Here is a 20506-nt window from a genome sequence, read left to right as displayed (position 1 = left end):
CATAGTTCAGCTCGTCCGCGAACCCTGCGCGGCAACAGGCCCGCCCCCGCCGCCACCCATGCGCAGGCGAAGATCTGGAACGGCGACCAAGGGCCTAGGCCGCTCCACAGTGCACTGGAGACCGCGATCGTGGCCGCGCCAAGGAGCATTCCGAATCTGGCACCGAAGGCGCGGCCGGCCAGGATCAGCAGGATGAACACTGCTTCGACTCCCCCGACGCCGGTGCTCGCCACGCGAACTGCCGAACCGACGGCAGCCAGAACGCCCAGCAGGGCAACGGTGTGTGCGGAACGGACCGAGCCGTCCAGGGCCACGATAATGCCGACAACGGCAAGGGGTGCAATCGCCAGGGCGGCGAAAGGCACGGCCGCAGCCGCATCCTCGGGCAGGGCGGCGGCTAGCAATGGCCAGCAGAACGCGCCCAGGGCCAAAACGTTGGCAGCCGCGAGAATCGCGATCTCCAAGGGCCCGTGGCAAACGGAGGTGGTGAGCCCTCTTTGGGGTAGCAGCATTTGCCGGTCGGGTGTCTTTTGCCCCGTCGATGAACTGGGAGACCTCAACGTTCCCGATGGCTCCGGGCTGCTCTGCTGCCGTGGGTGTGGAGGTCGCCGGGCCGGCGTCGCTATCGGATGGGAGTACGGCTTCGGTTTGGGGGGCCGGCGCCACGCCGTCGTCCATCTGCACGATCCGGGCGCCCAGGCGGTGGGCGAAATCGAGGTCATGCGTGGCGATCAGGACGGCCGCGCCGGTGTCCGCCAATGCGAGCAAGGCGGCCGAGACTCCTGCGCGGGCCTCCGGATCGAGCCCACGGGTGGGCTCATCAATAAGGAGGACCTGGGGATCATCGGCGGTCTGCAGGGCGATGGCGAGGATACGGCGCTCTCCGGCCGACAGGTCCCGCGGGTGCTCGTTTCCTATCGGAATCCGGACGTCACCACGCAATCGGGCCAGGCGTGCCGCTGCCGGTTCTGACACGGTCCTGTCCGAGCCATTCCCGCCTGATTTACGCCGGGCGCGCGCTTCGCGTCGATCTGCCGCCCGGAGTTCGGCAGCCACCGTGTCCCGCGTGAAAAGGTCGTCAGAGGCGTCCGGAACCAAGGCGACCCGGCCGCCGTCGACAGTGCCGCTGGTTCCTTCTCCGAGCGCGATGGCCACCAGGAGCGAGGACTTCCCGGCCCCGTTGGGTCCGAACAAGGCAACCACTTCCCCACGGCCGAGGGCCAGGGAAGCTTCGCGGACGAGCGGCTTGCCGTTACGGTGCACCGCGAGCTTGGCCGCAGTCAGCACGGGCGGGTGTTCCGGTAACGGTGCGGACGCCGGCGCCGGGGGGATCCCACCCGGGCGCGAAGGTGCTGGCGCGGGGCCTGCTACCAAGCCGCCGTCGTGAATCCTCCACCACGAATCGGCGACAGGCAACAGCGGCTCCGCCCGATGCTCAGCCACAATGATGCAGATGCCGGATCCATGGGCGAGGGTGTCGAGTACGGCTATGACGCGGGCGCGGGCCGTGGTGTCGAGGTCAGCAAGCGGCTCGTCAACCAGGAGCAGGGCCGGGCGCTCCACCACGGCGGCGGCGATTGCCACAAGCGTTGCTTCGCCGGCCGAGAGGGAGTTGAGGTTCCGGTCCAGGAGCGCAGACACTCCAATCCACTCCGCGACCTCCACCGTGCGGGCCCTGGCGATGGCGGGTGCAACGCCGCGCAGTTCAAGGGAAAGCGAGATTTCGTCTCGTACGCGGGTGCTGGCGAAGGCCGCGCGCGGGTTTTGCAGGACAACGCCTACGACGCCGGCAGTATCGCGCGGCGGTGCTCCGGCACGGTCCACTCCGGCGACACGGACCGTGCCAGTGAGTTCTCCGCCGTCGACGTGTGAAAGCAGTCCCGCTACACCCCGCAGGATGGTGGACTTACCGGAGCCGGTGGGTCCGGTAATTACCGTTACTGTCCCGGGGTCTGGCTTGAAGTTTTCGACCTGCAGCCGCGTATCACCGATGCGGAATTGGGCGTTCCTGATCTCAAGGGGCAACCCGGGATCGCTGGCGGGTTGGTGAGCCGCCTTGCTCCCGAAGCCGCGCAATTCCAAGGCTGCGGCCACCCGGCTGGCGTGCTCAAGAGTTCGCTCAAGTACGGGAACCAGGGCTCGCGGGCCCAGGCGTTCACCCCGCAGCCGGAAGGCCAAGCGGACGGAGGCAACGGCGTCGGCGAGCGCGGGGAGCGCAGCCCAAGCCACCACGAGTGTGCGGGCTATGCCCTGGAATGGACCGCCGCGGGCCAGCCGCATGAAGCCCCTTGCCACGTCCACGAAGGAGTTGAGCAGTCCGAAGGCGAAGATGATCCCGGCAATCGGCAGGGCTGAAGCAACCGCCTCCCACAGACCAGGCGATGTTACTGGGCCGAGGAAGACCACGTGGGCGTATGGGGCGGGCAGCCGCACTGACGGCAACTCCAGCAGCACGGGCCCAACGGTGCCCGCGCCGTTGAAAAGGATGCGGTAGATGACCCGCGCCGCTATGAACACGACGGCAAGCGCCGCGGCAGCGCGTAACGGCGCGGGTCGAAAGGTCATGCCTTGGGTGCGGCCGGTGCGCCGTCGATGGTGTACAGCAGTTCGAGGCTCTCGCCTGGCTTCACCTGTTGGGTGGCGAGGCCTTCCTGGGCGTAGGCCCAGTCACCGGAGGCGGGCTTGACCCAAATGGACCAGTAGGCAAAGGCCGCGGGCATCTTGCTGCATTCTTCGCGGTATGTGCCGCCCTTGTGGGTGATGTCGAAGTCGGCAGCCGGCACGCCGTTGACCCGGCACACCAGTTCGGTGGGGTACTGGGTGGTGCCTTCGGTCTTCACCTTGGCCTCATCGAGCACTTTGGCAGCGGTCGTCGGCGCATCCACTGCCACGCAAACGGTCTTCTCGGCGGCGGGTTGCTTCAGGGCGCCGGAATCGACAATGACCTTCACGCCGCTGCAGGGCCCGGCAGCAGTAGCTGAAGCGCTTGCTTCAGAGGCGGGGGCGGAGGCGCTTGGCTGGGTGGCGGCCGGCGTGGAACAGGCAGCGAGGGTAATCAGGAGACCAGCGGCGGCGAGGGAGTTCGCGGCGGCCGTGCGGATCTTGGAAAAAGTCACGATCCAAGGGTAGGACGTTGCTTGGCTGGATTTGGATGTGCCGGGTTGTGTGACGTTCAGTGGCGATGCTCTGGCGCTGAGACGCTCAACAAATCTCGAAGAAATTGTTGACAATTGACAGTGGCCGATTTAGATTCATAGTGAATGAAAAACCTCCACTCGCTCGCATCAGAAGGCCCATTGCCCGAAGCGAGCGAGCGGCCCCTCCCGCTGGACCTCCACTGAAAGGACCCACCATGGCCACTACAGACTCCCGCCCGAAGTACATCTCCTTTGACATCTACGGCACACTGATCAACTGGGATACCGACTCCACTACCCGCCGCCTGCTCGCGGGCCGTTTGCCTGAAGAGCAGTGGCCTGCGTTCAAGAAGGTTTTCCGCGGATACCGCTTCGACGAGGTTCTTGGCGACTACAAGCCGTACGAGCAGATCCTTCAGAATTCCTTCGACCGGGTCTGCAAGTTTTTTGGCATAGGCCCAACCCCGGGCGCAGGGGCAGAGTTCGCTGACGCTGTACGCGGTTTTGACGCCCACGACGACGTGCCGGCGCCGCTTAAGCTCATGGGCGACAACTACAAGCTGGTTGCCCTATCCAACGCCGACGACAGCTTCCTGGAGATCAGCATCCCCAAGCTCGGTGCTGACTTCCATGCCGTGCTGACCGCCGAACAGGCCCAGGCCTACAAGCCGCGGTACCAAGCCTTTGAGTACATGCTCGATACCCTGAACGCCAAGCCGGAAGATTTCCTTCACATCGCCTCGCACACGCGGTACGACATGCACCCGATGCACGACATGGGCTTCCGCAACCTTTGGGTTCTGGACCGCGGCTACGACCCCATCACCGGCGGCTACGACTACAAGAGCGTTAAGTCCCTGGACGAGATCAACAAGCACCTCGGCCTCTAAACCGCTTGCCGGCTCTCCGTCGATGAAAGGGTGAAATGAGCGATTCTGCTTTTATCCAAGCAGTGGCATCAGAGAGTGGACTCCTGGCGGAACATCCGCAGCTCGCTGACCCCGCCGTCCTGGAGCTGCTTGAACAGTTCTACGGCCTGAAGGGAACGCTGGTTAGGATTCCCACCGAGAAGGACGAGACTTTCCGGCTCCGGGACGGGGACGAAACGTATCTGGTGAAGATCTCTCCCTCGGATGAGGACCCAGTGATCGTCCACCTTCAAACGGCCCTGCATGGAGCATTTGGAACGGACTGCCCCCGAACTTCCAGTCCAGCGTCTTGTCAGGAGCCTTGGCGGAGAGCCGCAGGTCCTCATTTCGGCGCCTACCGGAGCCTTCGACCGGGTATTGCGGGTGATGCGGTTCCTGCCCGGGGACCTGCTGGCCAATCAGGACGCGTCCGCTGGCCAGTTGCGATTGGTGGGCTCAAGCCTGGCCCGCCTGGGGATTGCGTTGCAGGATTTCGAACATCCCCGCGCGGACCGTTTGCTGCTCTGGGACCTTAAGCATTTCCACCGGATGCGCCCCCTTCTTGACTATGTCGATGAGAAGGAAAAGCGCGTTCTCGCGGAGGACATTTTCGATCAGTTCGACGAAAAGGTGGTTCCGCTCCTCGGCACGCTGGCGTCCCAGGTTGTCCACGGGGATTTCAGTCCGTTCAATGTCCTCGTCAATCCCGGCAGGCCTGATTACGTCACCGGGATTATCGACTTCGGGGACGTCGTCCGAACGCCTGTCATCTTCGACATCAGCGTCACCATGGCCAATCTCCTGGGTGCCGACCCGGCCAGCCCCTGGGAGCAAGCACTCCACGTCATGAACGGTTATCGAAGCATCCGCCCCCTGCCGGGGCAGGAGTTGGAAGCCCTGGTCGTCTCTGCCCAGGCGCGCCTGCTGCTGCGGGCCCTGATAACCCAATGGCGCGCAAGCCAGTTGCCGCAAAGGCGCGACTATCTCCTCTCCCACTCAAAGCCGGACTGGGACCGGCTCGCGTCCACCGCCGCGGCCCCGGCACCAGAACTTTCTTCACACCTTGAACCGACCCCTTAGCTTCCAGGAGAAAACATGGGCACTTCCCCAATCCGCAAGCCCTCCCGGGCCATGATCAATGGCTTCGATCCCAGCCGCCTGGACGAGCTCCCGGACCAGATACAGAAGAGCATTCGACGCCGGGACAAGAGTCTGGGGCCCGGCTACAGACTGTTCTACGACGAGCCCCTGGAAATCGTTCGGGGCAAGGGTGTCACGTTGTTTGACCGGGACGGCAATGAATATCTCGACGTCTACAACAACGTTCCCTCTGTAGGTCACGGCCACCCGCGTGTCATTGAGGCTGTCCACCAGCAGATGCAGACGCTGAACACCAACACCCGCTACGTCCAGGAATCCATCCTGGATTACTCGGAACAGCTGCTTTCAACGTTCCCCGCCGAGCTTGGCCATGTCATGTTCACTTGTACTGGATCTGAAGCCAACGACCTCGCGATGCGCGTCGCAAAATATGTGACCGGACAGCAAGGCATCATCGTCACCGCCGGCGCATACCACGGCCTTACTGCCGAGGTCTCGTCGTTCTCACCTTCATTGGGCAAGGGTGTGCCCCTGGGTGCGAACGTGCGGGTCATCGACGCCCCCGACGCCCTGCGCTACTCATCCGATCAAGGCTCGCTGCAGGATCACCTGCGTAGCCAGGTGCGTGCAGCCATCGCAGACCTTCACCGGCACGGCATCGGAGTGGCTGCTTTCATCGCCGACAGCATCTTCTCCTCCGACGGCGTCTTCGCTGGCCCGACAGGCTTCCTCCGCCCCATCATCGAAGAGATCCATGCCGTGGGCGGCCTGTACATTGCAGACGAGGTACAGCCAGGATTCGGCCGTACCGGTGAGGAATGGTGGGGCTTCCAGCGCCACGGAATCGTCCCCGACATCGTGACCATCGGCAAGCCCATGGGTAACGGCATTCCCGTCGCGGCAGCAATCTTCAAGCCCGACTTGCTGCAGGAGTTCGGCAGGAACATCCGCTACTTCAACACCTTCGGCGGAAATTCAGTAGCCATAGCGGCGGCCCAGGCCGTCCTGGACGTCATCCGGGACGAATCACTCATGGAGAACGCCTTGAAGGTTGGCGGAAAGATCCTCACTGGCCTGGAGGACCTCACCCGGAATCTGGACCAGGTGGCAGAGGTACGTGGAAGCGGCTTCTTCATCGGCGTCGACCTCGTGACCGATCGATCCACCCTCGCACCCAATGGGGAGGCTGCCGCCGGCATAGTCAATGCCCTCCGGCAGGACCGGATCCTGATCTCGGCTTGCGGAGCCCAGGGCAACGTCCTGAAAATCCGTCCGCCAATGCCCTTTTCCAGTGACGATGCCGATCGCCTGCTCGAAGGAATGGGCCGTGCCTTCAAGGCTCTGCGCTAGGTCGCAACAACAAACAGGGGCGCAACAAACAGGCCAGCCTGGCGCTCCCACCAAATGCTTGGGGATTGTGCCTTCCACCGTGAAAGCACTCTGTGTATTACACCAGCCGAAATCACTTGAAAGGTTGCACCATGAAGACGACACACAAGATCCAAACAGCTGCTGCGGGGCTCGCTGTCCTGTTGGCCCTGACTGCATGCGGTGGCGCCGCAACAGGGACTGAAGCGACGGAGATTCCGAAGACACAGAACACCCGTGACATCTCAGAGGGTGTCCAGCCGGACGCAGACGCGGTGGCGTTGCTGCCGAAGGCAATCAAGGACAAGGGCGAGCTGACGGTCGCGATGGACCTAAGCTCACCGCCGATGACGTTCCTCGCCGAGGACAACAAAACCCCCATTGGCGTGAACCCGGACCTTGCCCGCCTGGTAGCAAAGAAGCTGGGGCCTGAAGCTGAAGTTCGAGAACACGGCGTTCGACACGATCATCCCCGGCATCGACGGCGGCCGCTTCGACTTCACCGCCACCACCATGTCCGCTACAGCCGAGCGGCTGAAGGTGCTGGACATGATCAACTATCTCAAGGGAGGCTCGGCCGTAGCCGTAGCGAAGGACAACCCGCTCAACCTCACCAATGACACGCTCTGTGGCAAGAACGTTGGCGTGACCAAGGGCTCAACACAGCAACTGAAGCACCTGCCCAATGTCTCTGAGTGGACCTGCACCTCCCAGGGCAAGCCCGCCATCAACGCCATCACCCTGCCCAACGTCCAGGAAGCCCTGACACAACTGGACTCCAAGCGGATCGACGCTGTGTTTTACGATGCCAGTGCCCTGGCGTGGGCCAACGATCAGCAGCCCAACCACTTCACCACCTTGCAGCCGCGCATGGATACGCGCACTGACACCAATGTCGCCATGGGCGTGAAGAAGGGGTCCCCCCTGACCCCGGCACTCCAGAAAGCAATCCAATCCGTTCTGGAATCCCCCGAATACAAGAAGTCCCTGGACTACTGGGGCCTGGGAGAATCGGCTATTACTGAGGCCAAGATCCGCTAGTACCGGCCCCCTCACGTCCCGGCTTCGCTCTGATATCTCATTAAGGTTGTGCTATGCGTACCAATCCCACCGCAAGGGACCACACCAAGGCTTGGGTTCTTGATGCTGTCCTTTCAGAGGCGCCCTTGACGCGTACCAGGCTCATCGAGCTGACACGATTAAGCCAGGCCACGGTATCCCGGAAGGTGGATGAGCTTCGTTACGACGGTCTAGTCGTCGAACAGGGAGTCAATGCGGTTGCGCGTCGTGGCCGGCCCTCCACCTATCTGGATGTGCCCGGCACGGCGGGGCATGTTGTGGGCATTTCGTTCGGAGCACGGACCACTTGCGTCCTGGTGACGGACCTGCGGGGCCGCGAGGTCAGGCACGTGATCGTGCCCAGCTTGGAGGGCGGCGATGAAGAAGCCATTACCGGGTGGTTGCTGGACCTGATTGTGGATACCAGCGATTCCGCCGAGGGGCCACTGCGCCAAATCGTCGCCGCCCTGCCTGGCCGTATTCGGACGGGTACGGCAATTCTTCAAAAGACGATTGAAGATCGATTGAAGGCTCCCGTGGTGCTTGAGAGCGATGCCAGCGCATCCCTCCGGGGGATCCTGAAGGGTGACGCGACCATAGGAAACGCTGTTCTCTTCATGCTGAGTACGGAGCTGAGCTTCGCCAGTTGCACTGATCATGAAATCGCACAGGGCCGGACTTCGGCTTTCGGCCACCTTGGTGAGGTTCTGTTCGCCGGTGTTGGCAACGAGACACTCGAGGGACTGTTAAGCACAAAGGGACTCCTCCAATTCGCCAGTGGACGGGGACTGGACCTGGACGAAATCCAAGCGCTCTGGTCCCAACCGAAGGATGCGGCGTCCCGCGCGGAGGTGCTTGAGGCATTTACGACGGCGGTGGTCGCCGCCGTCGGTGCCGTTGCCGTGACGCTTGACCCGGAGTCCGTATATTTCGTGGGCCGCCTGAGTCCGCTCGTGGACGAAGTCCGTCCTGAGGCACTCAGGCGTCTGGCACAAATCCTTCCGGTAGTCCCTGGGATCACCGTGGTGCCGCAAGTTGTCGGACTCTCGGTGGCCCAGGGAGCGGCCTATGCGGGACTGGCGTTGGTCCAGTCCCGGCTCCGGGAATCTATGCTCGAAGCCCAGTAGCAACCACGGAATGAACCCGCGCGGTCTTTGGATAGTTTTCTGCTTCGCGATGCTCCGTAGCGGGGAATTCAAAGAGATCAATCATCAATTGCTGCTCGTAGGCGAGACCCTGTGGGCTGGACATGATGACGTGCCCGTCAACGGAGAACTCCGCCCCGGTCCCGGACCAGCGCACACCGTATGTGTGCGGCGTGGTGGCATCAATGGGCAGCTGGATGTCCCGGACGTCGGTGGTCAGCCGGGGATCGTGGTGTGCCTTGATCCCGACTCGAACAGTGCTGCTGTCTGGCGCGATCTTGTCACCGAAAAGTTCAGCGATGCACAACTCCCCGGAGTCGGGCCGGACTGGACTCTTCAAATCCCACCAACCATATTGCGAGCATGCAGGTCGGGTCCGCGCTTGCGCTCACCCTTACCTGGACCTCTCCCGTGACTGGGGTCCATAACCGGCGTGTCGGCTGGGGAGTCACCACCTGCAGTCCATCGAGTCGGTGGCGGTGTGTTCCCCGCGTGGTCCCGAGGCCCCCGGAGAAGGTTCCCGTTTGGAGATTACTGACCCGAAAGGGACCGTCGGCTTCACGCCAGGCAGGCTGGTCGGCATCAATACGCAACCGCAATCCGTCAACGTCGAAATCGTAGCGGGCCCGGGACCGGTCCGGCTCGGTCCATTGGGGAAGGTAGTGCTCAACCCAAAGGGCAGGGTTCAGTGCTGAATCGTTAAAGCGCTCATCAATGATTTCTCCGGTCATCAGCAAATCCTAGTTGAATAGGCCCAGCACTTTTCGGGACCAATCCGTTGACAATCTACAACCAACCCGAGTATTGTCGACAATCGACGGTACTTCTCAACGTGCTCTCGTCGACAATCGACGAGACCAAACAAAATCAAACTGGAGGAAAAAATGGCATTCGACATCAAGCCGAAGTTCGCAACGTTCGACATGAACGGAACACTGATCAAGTTCGCTATCGCCGACGCGACCCGTGCGGTCCTGGGCGAACGCCTGCCGGCGGAGCTCGCCGATGAATACCTGCAGGCCACCAAGGCATATCGGATCGATGAGTGCATGGGCGATTACAAGCCCTTCCACCAAATCATCGCCAACTCCATGGAACGCGCCTCACGCAGGCTCGGCCTTGAATACCGCGCGGCCGACGCAAGGGCGGTTTACGAAATTGTCCCCACGTGGGGCCCGTACCCGGGCGTGACCGAGGCCCTGAACCGCCTGGCCGAGGCAGTCCCCCTGGTCATCATCACCAACAGCGACACCGCGCATGCTGAGCGGCTTTCGGAAAACCTCCAAGCTCCGTTCGCTAGCGTCATCAGCGCCGAGCAGATGGGCATGTACAAACCCCGTCTCGGAGCGTTTGAGTACATGTTCGACAAGCTTGGCGTCACGCCCGACGAGATTGTGCACGTCTCCGCGAGCCCGATGTACGACCTGCGGTCCGCAGCCACCTTGGGCATCAAGAACAAGGTGTATGTAGATCGCGGCTTCGAACACGACGAGCACTGGCTCGGCTACGAGCGGATCACCGACATTGCCGAGCTCCCCGTCCTCTTCGGCCTTCCGCGTCCTGCTGCTTCCTAAGAAGGACTCGTTTACAGATGAGCGTCACTACGGCGGGCTCGGCTTTGGATCGACTCCGGGCCATGGGCCTGGAGCTTCCAACCCTTGCTGATAGCCCTTACTACGTGGACCACCGCGCGGTGGGTTCCAGCATCCACATCGCTGGCCAACTGCCATACAAGGACGGCGTCCTGCTGGGCCAAGGCGTCGTCGGCCGGGACGTGGGGCTGGAGACAGCGCGGGAGCTCGCCCGCCATGCCGCGCTCAATTGCCTTGCCGCGGCTGTGCAGGCGGTAGGAGACCTGGACCGGGTCCGGATCGTGCAGATGCTGGTGTTCGTGGCCAGCACGCCGGACTTCGGCCTGCAATCGCGGGTCGCCAACGCGGCCAGCGAATTGCTCATCGAAGTGTTGGGAGAGAACGGCCGGCACGCCCGCACAGCAATCGGCGTCGCCGGGCTGCCGGCCAACACTCCTGTAGAGATCCAGATGATCTGCACAGCCGCTTAGGCACGGACATGTTGGCGGTAAATTCATGAGGAGAACAGCGTGAACCGTATCCAGGGAGCACTCAACGCTCTGGTCGAACGGGTCGACACCCCGGCGCCGATCGTGCTGGTCGACGTTATGCAGGACAATATCGACCGCATGCAGGCCTTTGCTGCCCAGCAGGACCTTGATGTCAGACCGCATGTAAAAACGCACAAATGCGTCGAAATCGGCCGTCGCCAGGTCAAGGCCGGAGCTGTGGGAATCACCGCAGGCAATGTTGGTGAGGCCGAAGTCTTCGCCGCAGCCGGCTTCGACAATATCTTTATCGCCTACCCCATCTGGCCTTCGGGAACGAAAGGCCTTCGCATCCGCAAACTTGCGGTAACCACCCGGCTGCGGGTCGGCGTCGACAATTTCGCGGCGATCGATGCCCTTGCTGATGCGATGGGATCCGAGGCCGAACGGCTGCAGGTTGTCATCGAGGTGGACTGCGGTGCGCGTCGTTCCGGCGCACCACCCGAGTTCGCCGGCGAACTTGCCGCCGCCGCCCGGAGGCGGGGACTGGTGCCGGTGGGCGTCTTCACCTATCCAGGTCATGGAAGCGCCAGCCCGGACGCCCGCCAGCGCGCCGCCGTGGACCAGGAAGCCGCGCTCACCACAGCGGTGCGGAGCTTCAGCGCTGTGGGCATCAGCGCAGACGTCGTCAGCGCCGGCTCAACACCCACCATCGAGTACGCCACGAGCAACGTGATTACCGAGATCAGGCCCGGCGAATACGTGTTCAATGACTTGAACAACATGCGGCTCGGGGCCTGCACCGAAGACCAGATCGCCCTGTTTGTCGCCGGCACAGTGGTCAGTGACTGGGTTCCCGATCAGATCATTCTCGATGTAGGCACCAAGGCACTAGGCCGGGAAGGCAGTCCCCAGATCGGCTATGGCGCTGTCCCCGGGACGTCGGCCGTTCTCTCCAAGCTCAACGAATACCACGGCTTCCTCCCCCTGCCTGCCGACGATTTCCATCCCGGCGTCGGCAAGGTTCTCCCGATCGTCCCGAACCATGTTTGCCCCGTCGTGGTCAATTTCGAGGAGTACATCGTTACTGACAGCACGGGAACATGGCTGGAACGGTGGCGGGTGGATGCCCGCGGATTCCTGAGCTGATTCGTGGGAACCGTACGTCCGCCCCAGCCCGCAACCAAGCAACTTACCGACCAAGGAACGACCATCATGAGACTTGATAAGACCACTGCCGTCATAACCGGCGCCAGCAGCGGAATCGGGGAAGCAGTGGGTTCCCACTTCCGCCGCGAAGGCGCCCGGCTGCTGCTCACCGGCCGCAGGGAGCAACTCGACAGCGCCCAAACCGATGACGTGTACGTCCCTGGAGATCTCAATGACGAGGCATTCGTCGAAAGCCTCGCCCGCCAGGCCGCCGAAGCGTTCGGCACCGTGGACGTCGTCGTCCTTAACCATGGTCTGCAGGTAAGCGGCCCCGCTGACGGAGATGGCGTATGAGGATGCGAGGAATGTGCTCCACAGCAACCTCCTCAGTGCCTTCCTGATGATGAAGCACTTTGCACCGTTGATGCCTGCTACGGGAGGCTCGTTCGTCCTGGTCAGTTCACGGCTGGGCATGGTTGGCAAGCCCGATGAAGTCCTTTACTCCGCGGCAAAAGGCGGCCTCATCATGCTCGCCAAGGGAGCCGCAATCGAGTGGGCCTCACGCAACATCCGCGTCAACGTCGTCGCGCCGGGACTGACCGTCACCCCCGTCATCGAGGCCTCGTTCCAGCGCAGGCCCGATCCCGAGGCCTACCGGGCAGAACGCGAGGGGCAGATCCCGCTCCGGCGCCTGGCCACTCCGGAAGAAATTGCCGACGCCATACTTTTCATGGCGTCCCCGGAATCGTCCTACATCACGGGCGCTGTACTGCCCGTCGACGGCGGTTACACCGCTTTCTAAGCATCGCACCGCCTTCCACTGGCTCACCAACTCCCCACAAAGTAGGACAAGATGAAAGCCCTCACAGCAACACCCCGAAACGGAGACCTCGGCTTCTGGATGGCCGGACTCGCAGAAAACCGGCCAACGTACCCGCGTTTCGAAGGCGAAGGCTCCGTGGATCTGGCAATCATAGGCGGTGGCTACACAGGCCTATGGGCGGCATACTTCGCCAAGAAGCTCGAGCCCTCACTCTCGGTGGCGGTTTTTGAGGCGGAACAGATCGGCTACGGAGCCTCCGGGCGAAACGGCGGCTGGCTTTCGGCGATGCCCCCAGGAAATCGGGCCACCTTCGCCCGCGCATCCGGACAAGGGCTGGACGCAAGCCGGGCATTGCAGCAGGAGTTCGTGACCGGCGTCGACTCCGTCCTTAATATCCTTCAGGCCGAGGGAATCGACGCGGACCAGCACAAGGGCGGGGCGCTCGTCGCTGCCCACACCAAGGCGGGGCTGGGCCGGCTGGTAGCCCGGCGTGACGCCGACTGGAAGTACGGCTTGACCGAAGACGAAGTCCACTTGCTCGACCGGGACGAATTCCAAAGCAGGATCAACATTTCCACCGTCCACGGCGGGCTCTTCTACAAGCCCTGCGCCCGCATTCATCCGGCAAAACTTGTCTACGGCCTGGCGGACACCCTGACGTCCATGGGGGTGGCGATCTACGAAAACAGCCGGATAACCAGCATCGACGGCAAAACCCTGACCTTGGCCAATGGACGGGTCGCGGCGGCCAAAACGTTCATCTGCACGGAAGGGTACTCCGGTCAGTTGCTGGGCAGCAGGTCCTTGATACCGATCAACTCCTCGATGATCGTGACCAAGCCACTCTCCGACGAGGCCTGGCAGCAGATCGGCTGGAACGGGCTTCAGTGCCTCAGCGATTCCGCACACACGTTCATCTATTCGCAGCGGACAGCGGACGGACGCATCGCCATTGGCGGCCGGGGAAGGCCCTACCGCTACGGCTCCGGAACGGGCGGCGCCGGTGCCACAGCCCAGTCAACTGTTGACTTGATCTCCACGAAGCTTCGGTCCTTCTTCCCGGGCATCCACCTCGAAGTGGACCACGCCTGGTCCGGAGTCCTGGGCGTCACCCGCGACTGGAACGGCGGCGTGCAATGGGACCAGGCATCCGGAATTGGCTCGTCCACGGGCTATGCCGGACACGGCGTTACAGCCGCCTATGTGGGCGGGCGGACACTCGCGGAATTGGCGTTCGAACGGCAAACGGAACGGACCACGCTCCCCTGGGTTGGGTACCGCGCACGGAAATGGGAACCGGAACCCATTCGCTGGATGGGTGTTCACGGCATGTACCGGCTTTTCGGTCTTGCTGATCAGTGGGAAGAGCGCAAGGATTCCACCAAGACGTCCCTCCTGGCCAGATTCGGCAGCAGGCTCGCCGGACTACACGAATAGAGAAACGCCCCCGGAGGCACACCATGAAGACCACAAGCAAGATCCAGGCTGCAGCCGCAGGGTTTGCACTGCTGCTGGCCCTTACCGGGTGTGGCGGGACGACAAGCACGTCCCCAACAGATCCGAAAACGGCCGATATCTCCGTGGGCGTCCAGCCCGACGAAAAGGCCGTAAGCCTCCTGCCGGCGTCCTATAAGGACAAGGGCGAACTGACGGTCGCCATGGACCTGCACTACCCGCCGACGACGTTCCTCGCTGAAGACAACTCGACGCCGATCGGCCTGAACCCGGATATCGCCCGCCTGGTAGCAAAGAAGCTCGGCCTGAAGCTGAAGTTCGAGAACACCGTCTTCGACACCATCATTCCTGGCATTGACGGTGGCCGGTACGACTTCACCGTCACCACCATGGCACCAACGCCGGAGCGACTGAAGGTCCTGGACATGATCGACTACTTCAAAGCCGGCAACTCAGTGGCCGTGGCCGCGGGAAATCCTTTGAAGCTCACCAACGAAACCCTGTGTGGGAAGAACATTGCCGTCACAGCAGGCTCCACAGGCCAACTCAAGCGACTCCCGGCCCTCTCGGAGCAGACCTGCACTTCCAAGGGGCAGCCCGCGATCAACGCCGTGACCCTGCCCAACGTCCAGGAGGCCCTGACACAGTTGGCGTCCAAGCGGATCGACGGCATCCTCTACGACACAACCTCCCTCGCCTGGGCCGAGAAGCAGCAGCCCAAGTCGTTCACCATCCTGACTCCCCAGGTCAACGTCGGCTCCAGCGACTTGACGGCCATCGGCCTGAAGAAAGGCTCTCCCCTGACCCCCGCCCTCCAGGCCGCCGTCCAGTCCGTCCTGAACAGCCCGGAATACAAGAAGTCTCTCTCGAATTGGGGCCTCGAATCCGGCGCTATCACCGATGCCAAGCTCAACTAGGAGACGTATTCCCCTCATGCAAACCATTAGCCACAGAAGCATGGGCTTTGCCCCCGAAACCCGCGAAACCCGCGCAACCCGTCAAACCCACGAAGCCCGGGAAACAGCAGGCACCCTGCTGTTCATGCATGAAGACTTCGAGGTGCTCTGAGCCATGGACGGAAAACTCGCCGTCATCGGCCTGGGCAGCATCGGAAGCATGGCACTCTGGCAGGCTTCACGCCTTTCCGATTCCGTGGCCGGCTTCGAAACACACACCCCGGCCCATGGACGCAGCGCCGTAGGCGGGGATACCCGCCTGTTCCGCATGATCTACCGCGGCAGCCCCGCGCTCTATCCCATCCTGGAGCGCTCACGGGACCTCTGGGCAGAACTCGAGGCAGAAACGGGACAGGACATCCTCACCCGCTGTGGCGGGCTCTCCATCGGCACCACCGATGGGCCATACCTCCGCAGCGTTCTGGAGACTACCCGGATCAATGGGGCTGCCCACCGGATCCTGAACCGTGAGGAGATGGCCGAACGCTACCCCCAGCACAACCTCCGTGCTGACGACTCCGCGGTGTTCGACCCGAACGCCGGCGTCCTGCGGACTGACCGGGCGGTAACGGCAGCGATTGCAGCTGCACAGGCCAACGGGGCAACGGTCCTTGCCAACACTCCTGTAACCGGCATCCGGGAAACGAACGACGGCGTTGTGGTCACCTCCGGGGACACCTCCTGGACCTTCGAGAACGTCATCGTCGCCTCCGGGGGTTGGTCCCGGCGGCTCATGCCTGATGACCTGAAGGCGCACACCGAAACCCGCAGGGTTTTCCTGAGCTGGTTCATTGCCCGCGACGCAGCGCAGTTCACCCCGGAGAAGTTCCCCACCTTCAGCCGGATGTACGAGGACCGTTCCATGTACGGGGCACCCGCCGTTGACGGCGTTACCGTCAAAGCCACCCTGGACGGCCGGGGCACGGTGACAACGGACCCCGATGCTTTCCCCAGGGAACTGTCAACAGGCGAAATTGCCGACACGTTGGAAACCGTCACCGAGTTCCTGCCCGGCCTGGTTCCCAGCATCGTCCGCTCCGATGCCTTCCCGGACCTCTACAGCGAAGACCGCAATCCACTGGTGGGCTGGCTAGGTGGGTCAAGCAGAATCTACTGCGCCACAGGCTTCTCCGGAGGCGGCTTCAAGAATGCCACCGGCTTCGGCCACATCGCCGCGTACGAGGCGCTCGGTAAACAGTCGCTCGACGGCCTGGAATTCGTTCGCCCGGAACGGTTCAGGACGAGCTAAGCCGGTATAATCGACAATCGACAAGGGAGGCGGAACATGGACCGCAAGTTCACGTGGCAGGAACAGCGGATGACGACGCCGGACGGTGTCTACCGCGTTCTCCGCACCGCCATCCTGAACGGAACTGTGCCTCCCGGGGAACAACTGCGCGAGACGCATATCGCCGCAGACCTCGGTATCAGTCGATCCCCGCTCCGTGAGGCGCTGACAAAGCTCGAGGAAGAAGGGCTGGTGGTCAAGGTCCCCTTCCGGGGGTCCTTCGTCGTAGAAGTCAGCGCTCGTGACGTCGCAGAAATCGCGTCGATCCGGGTACTCGTAGAGCCCTATGCTGCCGAGCTATCAGCCCCCACCCTGCGGGGTCCCGAGCGGCTCCGGCTCAAGCAGACCATCGAGGAACTGTACCGGGCCACCGACACCAATGACATCCCCGGCAGCATTGACGCCCACCTTCGTTTCCACAGGCTCTTCTACGAATTTTCGGGGAATACCGCCCTGCAAAACATGTGGAACGGGTGGGAGAACAAGCTGCGCCTGTACCTGGCGGTCGATCACCGTACGTACAGCGACCTCCACGAAATCGCTGTTGAGCATGAGAAATTGGCTGAACTGGCGCTGGCCGGAGACTTCGATGCCTTCCGCCAGGAAATGGTCAGTCAATTCCAGAATGCCCTCCACGAAGAGCCCCTACAGCAGAAGTAAGCGGGGCAGGCGTAAACCGGCTTTCGGCGACGCTGGCCCGGCCTTAGTCCACGAACTCCGACTGCGTCTCAATGAAGTCCCAATCCTGCACCGTCAGCACCCCACTGACTTTGTCCGGATGAGGGCCGCCGGCCTCGGCAATATGCTGCAGGACCTGCAACGGAAGTTCCTCGGCACGCAGGTTTTCGCGTAGCCACTCCTTGCTGTCCAAGTGCAGGTCCAGCCACCACATGAAGATTTCCATCGCAGACCACCTTCCTTCGGATTAACCGTAGGCCGGGGCCGGGTTGTCTACAAGGGCTGCCCGTCTGCAGGTGTCGCTGCATAAGTGCAGGGCTTTCAGGGTCTTGTGGGGAACCCGGCGAAGGGCCAATCTGTACCTAGGACGCTGGCGCACAGGTTTCAAGAATCCGTGCCGACGCCCGCTCGCACAAGGGATCCGCGATGGACTGTGACATCGAGCTGGAGATCGATACCGGCTCTGCACGCGGCGAATACACGGTGCACGTGGTCCGTGCTCCGGCGGGAGGCCACGCTTCGGGGATGTTCACCTTGGACGTTGAGGGAATCCTGGACCGGCTGCCCCAACTTGAAGCGACCGTTCTTGCCTCTGCGGTGGCTGCGCGCCGCACCATGCCCGTGGCCGAGATGGCAGTCCGCGAAGTTGGCCAGCAGTTGTTCCAGGCGTTGTTCACCCGCGAGGTCTACGGCACGTACCGGGCCAGCCTGGGCGCGGCCCAACATGCGGGCCAGCAACTCAGAGTGGTCCTGCGGCTTGCCGCCCCGGAATTGGCTACCATGCCGTGGGAGACCCTCTTCGACCCCGAAACCGAGACGTACTTGTGCCAAACAGAACCTCTGTTGCGGCACATCCCTGCCCCTGACTACAACCAGAATCCCTTGGACGTGGCTCCCCCGCTGCGGATCCTTGGCATCGTCGCTTCGCCCCGGGACCTTCCTACCCTCGATGTCGATGCCGAGAAGGATCACCTGAGCAGGGCGTTGGCCGGTCCTGTAGCCGAGGGACGGGTGGAGCTGGTGTGGTCCAGGAGCGGAACCTGGGACGACGTCCAGTCCATGCTGCTTGCCGGCCCGTGGCATGTGGTGCATTTTGTGGGCCACGGCGATTACGATTCCCGGACCGATGAAGGCAGGATCGCCTTGGTGGGGCCGGATGGGAGGGCCGCGATGGTCCGGGCCGTGCGGCTCATGGCCTTGCTCAGTGTTGCGGCACCACGTCCGCGGCTGGTTGTGTTGAACTCTTGTTCCTCAGGCGAGATGGGCCAATCGGACCTCTTTTCCGGCACCGCTTCCTCGTTGGTCAGGAGCGGGATAGGCGCCGTGGCGGCAATGCAATTCGCCATCAGTGACTCCGCGGCCATCGCCTTCGCCCATGGCTTCTACGCTGCGATCGCCAACGGCCGGACGGTGGACGAGGCGGCACGGGTCGGCAGGATCTCGGTCATGGCCAGCCCGGACGGCACACTCGAATGGGTCACCCCTGCCCTCTACGTCCGGGGCGGTTCCACCCAACTCTTTACGCTGCGGGGCACACCACGCTCAGCGGTTTCGGAAGCACGTTCGACGCCGGCACCCGCCTTGGGCGGGCAGGCCGGCCAAGCTGGGGTCCCGACGCCGGCACCCACCTCGGGCGGGCAAGCGTCAGTCCCGCTGCAGGGCCCGGGAAGCCCGGGCGCGGGAGACGGAGCTGCCGCGAAGGCGGCACAAATCAACGCCGACCAGGCGATGAAGCGAGCCCAATTACGTGCCCTTTATGTCCAGGCCTCCGCGGAGTTAAGGGCACGGCGTTTCGAGCAAGCCGTTGAATTGTTCGATGACCTTCTGACCTTGGAACCCGGCTACCGTGACGCCACGGCGCTAAGGGAGAGCGCACAGCACCGGCTGGACATGTCCCGCACATACCGTGAGGCACTCGCCGCTGAAGAGGCTGGCGATTGGCTGGCCGCGGCGGACGGCTTTGCCCTGGTGCAGGACGATCCGGAATTCCCCGAAGCAGCAAGGCGCCGTCAGGACTGCGAGCGCCGTCAGCGTATCTCCGACCTCCAGGGCGAACTCCGCTACCACTCGTCTTTGGGCTCGTGGGGAGCCGTGGTGGATGTATCAGCTGAACTTGCGACGCTCGATCCGGCCGCGGCCGACCCCGACGGACTTGCGAGCGCTGCAAGGGCCGAGATCGAGAAGGCGAAGCCACCAGAACCGGAGCCTGCAAAGCAGCCTTCCCCGGAACGAGGTTCATATACGGCCGCGGACCTGCCTCCAGAACCCCGGCGGCCAGAGCCCCGGCGGCCAGAACCTCAGCGGCCAACGGCGACCCCCGCAGCACGGGTCCCGGCACCCGCCCAGGTCCCGGCGTCGGGCATTCCATCCGCGAAACCGCCGCAACCAGCACTCGCCTGGACACCGCTCGCGTGGGCCGGTGCCGCCTTGGCGGTGGCTGGTGGCTTGGGGACGTGCATCGTGGTGTTCTTCATGTGGTTCGACGAGGCTTACTGGCAGGACAACGGCGGCGACATCGTGCTCCGGATCCTGTACGGCCTGCTGGCACCACTCGGTTATCTGCTGCTCATGGTCGCCGGGCTGCCTGGACGGACCGTACCAGCGCGTCTTGCGATGACCGGCGTCGTGCTTTCCGCCGCGATCTTTGGGCTCGCCGGCTTGAACTACACGGTGGAAGTGACCGCGGTCGTGGCCAGTTTTATCCTTGCCGCCTTCGGACTTTGGGCGGGCATCCTGGCCCTAAAGGACCCGGTCGGGCGGACGTTTGCGTGGCTCCTCCTGCTGCCCACTGTGTTGCAACCGATCATCTGGATCCAAGGGAAAGGCGTGTTCATGGAGAGCTGGTACATGTCGCAGGCGCTGCCCTTGCTGCTGCATCTGATGCTTCTTTGCGCGGTGGGCGTGGTGTTCGTCGTGATGGCACGGCGGCTGCGCACTGTCCCTGCAGCAGGACCCGCAGCGGGACCTGAAGCGGGGCCAGCTGCCAAGACGGGAACTTCGCCGTGAGCCGGCTGGTTGAGTTCACCACCGACGACGGCGGCACGGTAGTTGTGGAGGTCGCGAGCACAGCCGGGAGCATCGTGACCAGGGGTGGCGATCATGCGGGGGATCATTCCGGCGTATTCGCGAGGGCGCAGCAGACGTTCCAGCGGGCCCTGGAGCATGTCCGACCCGCCGTACAGGGCGTGATTGATGAGCTTCTGAGCCTGGAGAACCGGCCTGACGAGGTCAGCGTGGAGTTCGGCATAGACCTCCACGCCGAGGCCGGGGCGTTCATTGCATCGGCCAGCACTGCTTCTAACTTCAAGGTTCGGCTGACGTGGAACAAACCGCCCCAAACCAACTAGGCCGGTGAGCAGACAGCCTGTTCAAGGACTGCT

General features: G+C 63.0%; 19 protein-coding genes and 2 pseudogenes. 16 read left to right on the top strand and 5 right to left on the bottom strand.

The annotated features are described in order from the left end of the window. Window positions 1-6 precede the first annotated feature (6 nt). Both LDP01_RS13060 and LDP01_RS13055 read right to left on the bottom strand, forming a co-directional pair. Window positions 7-2565, bottom strand: a complete 2559-nt coding sequence (locus LDP01_RS13060) for an ATP-binding cassette domain-containing protein (RefSeq protein ID WP_527249078.1) — start codon at window positions 2563-2565, stop codon at window positions 7-9. Beyond that, window positions 2562-3116 (bottom strand): hypothetical protein, encoded by a 555-nt coding sequence (locus LDP01_RS13055; RefSeq protein WP_224092891.1) that lies wholly within the window; start codon window positions 3114-3116, stop codon window positions 2562-2564. Before LDP01_RS13055 ends, LDP01_RS13060 begins: the two co-directional genes overlap by 4 nt. Before the next feature lie 236 nt (window positions 3117-3352). Here LDP01_RS13055 and LDP01_RS13050 point away from each other — a divergent pair, with 236 nt between their 5' ends. The 5 genes and pseudogenes from LDP01_RS13050 (at window position 3353) to LDP01_RS13030 (ending at window position 8700) form a co-directional block, all read left to right on the top strand. Beyond that, window positions 3353-4027 carry a haloacid dehalogenase type II gene (locus LDP01_RS13050; protein WP_224092889.1) on the top strand — a complete coding sequence of 225 codons (675 nt, stop codon included), beginning with the start codon at window positions 3353-3355 and terminating at the stop codon, window positions 4025-4027. Between the two features lie 282 nt (window positions 4028-4309). Further along, window positions 4310-5125: a phosphotransferase gene (locus LDP01_RS13045; protein WP_224092870.1), complete on the top strand. Its 816-nt coding sequence runs from the start codon at window positions 4310-4312 to the stop codon at window positions 5123-5125. 15 nt (window positions 5126-5140) lie between these two features. Next, a complete protein-coding gene (locus tag LDP01_RS13040) occupies window positions 5141-6496 on the top strand; it encodes an aspartate aminotransferase family protein (protein WP_224092855.1) in 1356 nt (451 codons plus the stop codon). A 131-nt stretch (window positions 6497-6627) separates the two neighbouring features. Further along, a pseudogene (locus tag LDP01_RS13035) lies at window positions 6628-7555 on the top strand (ABC transporter substrate-binding protein). Window positions 7556-7608: 53 nt separating this feature from the next. Further along, window positions 7609-8700, top strand: a complete 1092-nt coding sequence (locus tag LDP01_RS13030) for an ROK family transcriptional regulator (protein ID WP_224092847.1) — start codon at window positions 7609-7611, stop codon at window positions 8698-8700. On the opposite strand, the gene LDP01_RS13025 is transcribed toward LDP01_RS13030, so the two are convergent. Further along, on the bottom strand, window positions 8681-9025 hold the full coding sequence (locus tag LDP01_RS13025; protein ID WP_224092845.1) for a hypothetical protein: 345 nt from the start codon (window positions 9023-9025) through the stop codon (window positions 8681-8683). The genes LDP01_RS13030 and LDP01_RS13025 overlap by 20 nt on opposite strands. Next, window positions 9012-9449, bottom strand: a complete 438-nt coding sequence (locus LDP01_RS13020; protein ID WP_224092843.1) for a hypothetical protein — start codon at window positions 9447-9449, stop codon at window positions 9012-9014. The genes LDP01_RS13025 and LDP01_RS13020 overlap by 14 nt, the downstream gene beginning before the upstream one ends. Window positions 9450-9602: 153 nt before the next feature. Between LDP01_RS13020 and LDP01_RS13015 the strand changes: the two genes are divergently transcribed. The 9 genes and pseudogenes from LDP01_RS13015 (at window position 9603) to LDP01_RS12980 (ending at window position 17108) form a co-directional block, all read left to right on the top strand. Then, window positions 9603-10292, top strand: coding sequence for a haloacid dehalogenase type II (locus LDP01_RS13015; RefSeq protein ID WP_224092841.1), 690 nt, complete (start codon window positions 9603-9605; stop codon window positions 10290-10292). A 17-nt stretch (window positions 10293-10309) separates the two neighbouring features. Then, complete coding sequence (locus tag LDP01_RS13010) at window positions 10310-10780, top strand: RidA family protein (RefSeq protein ID WP_224092830.1); 471 nt, start codon at window positions 10310-10312, stop codon at window positions 10778-10780. 39 nt (window positions 10781-10819) lie between these two features. Next, entirely contained in the window at window positions 10820-11926 is a 1107-nt protein-coding gene (locus LDP01_RS13005; protein ID WP_224092828.1) for an alanine racemase, read from the top strand. Between the two features lie 66 nt (window positions 11927-11992). After that, window positions 11993-12728 (top strand): annotated as a pseudogene (locus LDP01_RS23750) (SDR family NAD(P)-dependent oxidoreductase). A gap of 51 nt (window positions 12729-12779) precedes the next feature. Continuing rightward, window positions 12780-14186, top strand: a complete 1407-nt coding sequence (locus LDP01_RS12995; protein WP_224092826.1) for an NAD(P)/FAD-dependent oxidoreductase — start codon at window positions 12780-12782, stop codon at window positions 14184-14186. 23 nt (window positions 14187-14209) lie between these two features. Further along, window positions 14210-15121 (top strand): ABC transporter substrate-binding protein, encoded by a 912-nt coding sequence (locus LDP01_RS12990; RefSeq protein ID WP_224092824.1) that lies wholly within the window; start codon window positions 14210-14212, stop codon window positions 15119-15121. A gap of 16 nt (window positions 15122-15137) precedes the next feature. Then, window positions 15138-15272, top strand: a complete 135-nt coding sequence (locus LDP01_RS23445) for a hypothetical protein (RefSeq protein WP_263433783.1) — start codon at window positions 15138-15140, stop codon at window positions 15270-15272. Between the two features lie 3 nt (window positions 15273-15275). Further along, complete coding sequence (locus LDP01_RS12985) at window positions 15276-16409, top strand: FAD-dependent oxidoreductase (protein WP_224092821.1); 1134 nt, start codon at window positions 15276-15278, stop codon at window positions 16407-16409. A 36-nt stretch (window positions 16410-16445) separates the two neighbouring features. After that, complete coding sequence (locus LDP01_RS12980; RefSeq protein WP_224092819.1) at window positions 16446-17108, top strand: GntR family transcriptional regulator; 663 nt, start codon at window positions 16446-16448, stop codon at window positions 17106-17108. A 43-nt stretch (window positions 17109-17151) separates the two neighbouring features. Here LDP01_RS12980 and LDP01_RS12975 read toward each other — a convergent pair whose 3' ends face one another. After that, window positions 17152-17352: a hypothetical protein gene (locus tag LDP01_RS12975; protein ID WP_224092810.1), complete on the bottom strand. Its 201-nt coding sequence runs from the start codon at window positions 17350-17352 to the stop codon at window positions 17152-17154. A 200-nt stretch (window positions 17353-17552) separates the two neighbouring features. Here LDP01_RS12975 and LDP01_RS12970 point away from each other — a divergent pair, with 200 nt between their 5' ends. Beyond that, window positions 17553-20132: a CHAT domain-containing protein gene (locus tag LDP01_RS12970; protein WP_224092808.1), complete on the top strand. Its 2580-nt coding sequence runs from the start codon at window positions 17553-17555 to the stop codon at window positions 20130-20132. Then, on the top strand, window positions 20129-20473 hold the full coding sequence (locus LDP01_RS12965; protein WP_224092806.1) for a CU044_2847 family protein: 345 nt from the start codon (window positions 20129-20131) through the stop codon (window positions 20471-20473). Before LDP01_RS12970 ends, LDP01_RS12965 begins: the two co-directional genes overlap by 4 nt. Window positions 20474-20506: the final 33 nt, after the last annotated feature.

Origin of the sequence: Arthrobacter sp. StoSoilB13, assembly GCF_019977255.1 — a bacterium.
Taxonomy (GTDB): Bacteria; Actinomycetota; Actinomycetes; order Actinomycetales; family Micrococcaceae; genus Arthrobacter.
This window is presented reverse-complemented; position numbering and strand designations above follow the sequence as displayed.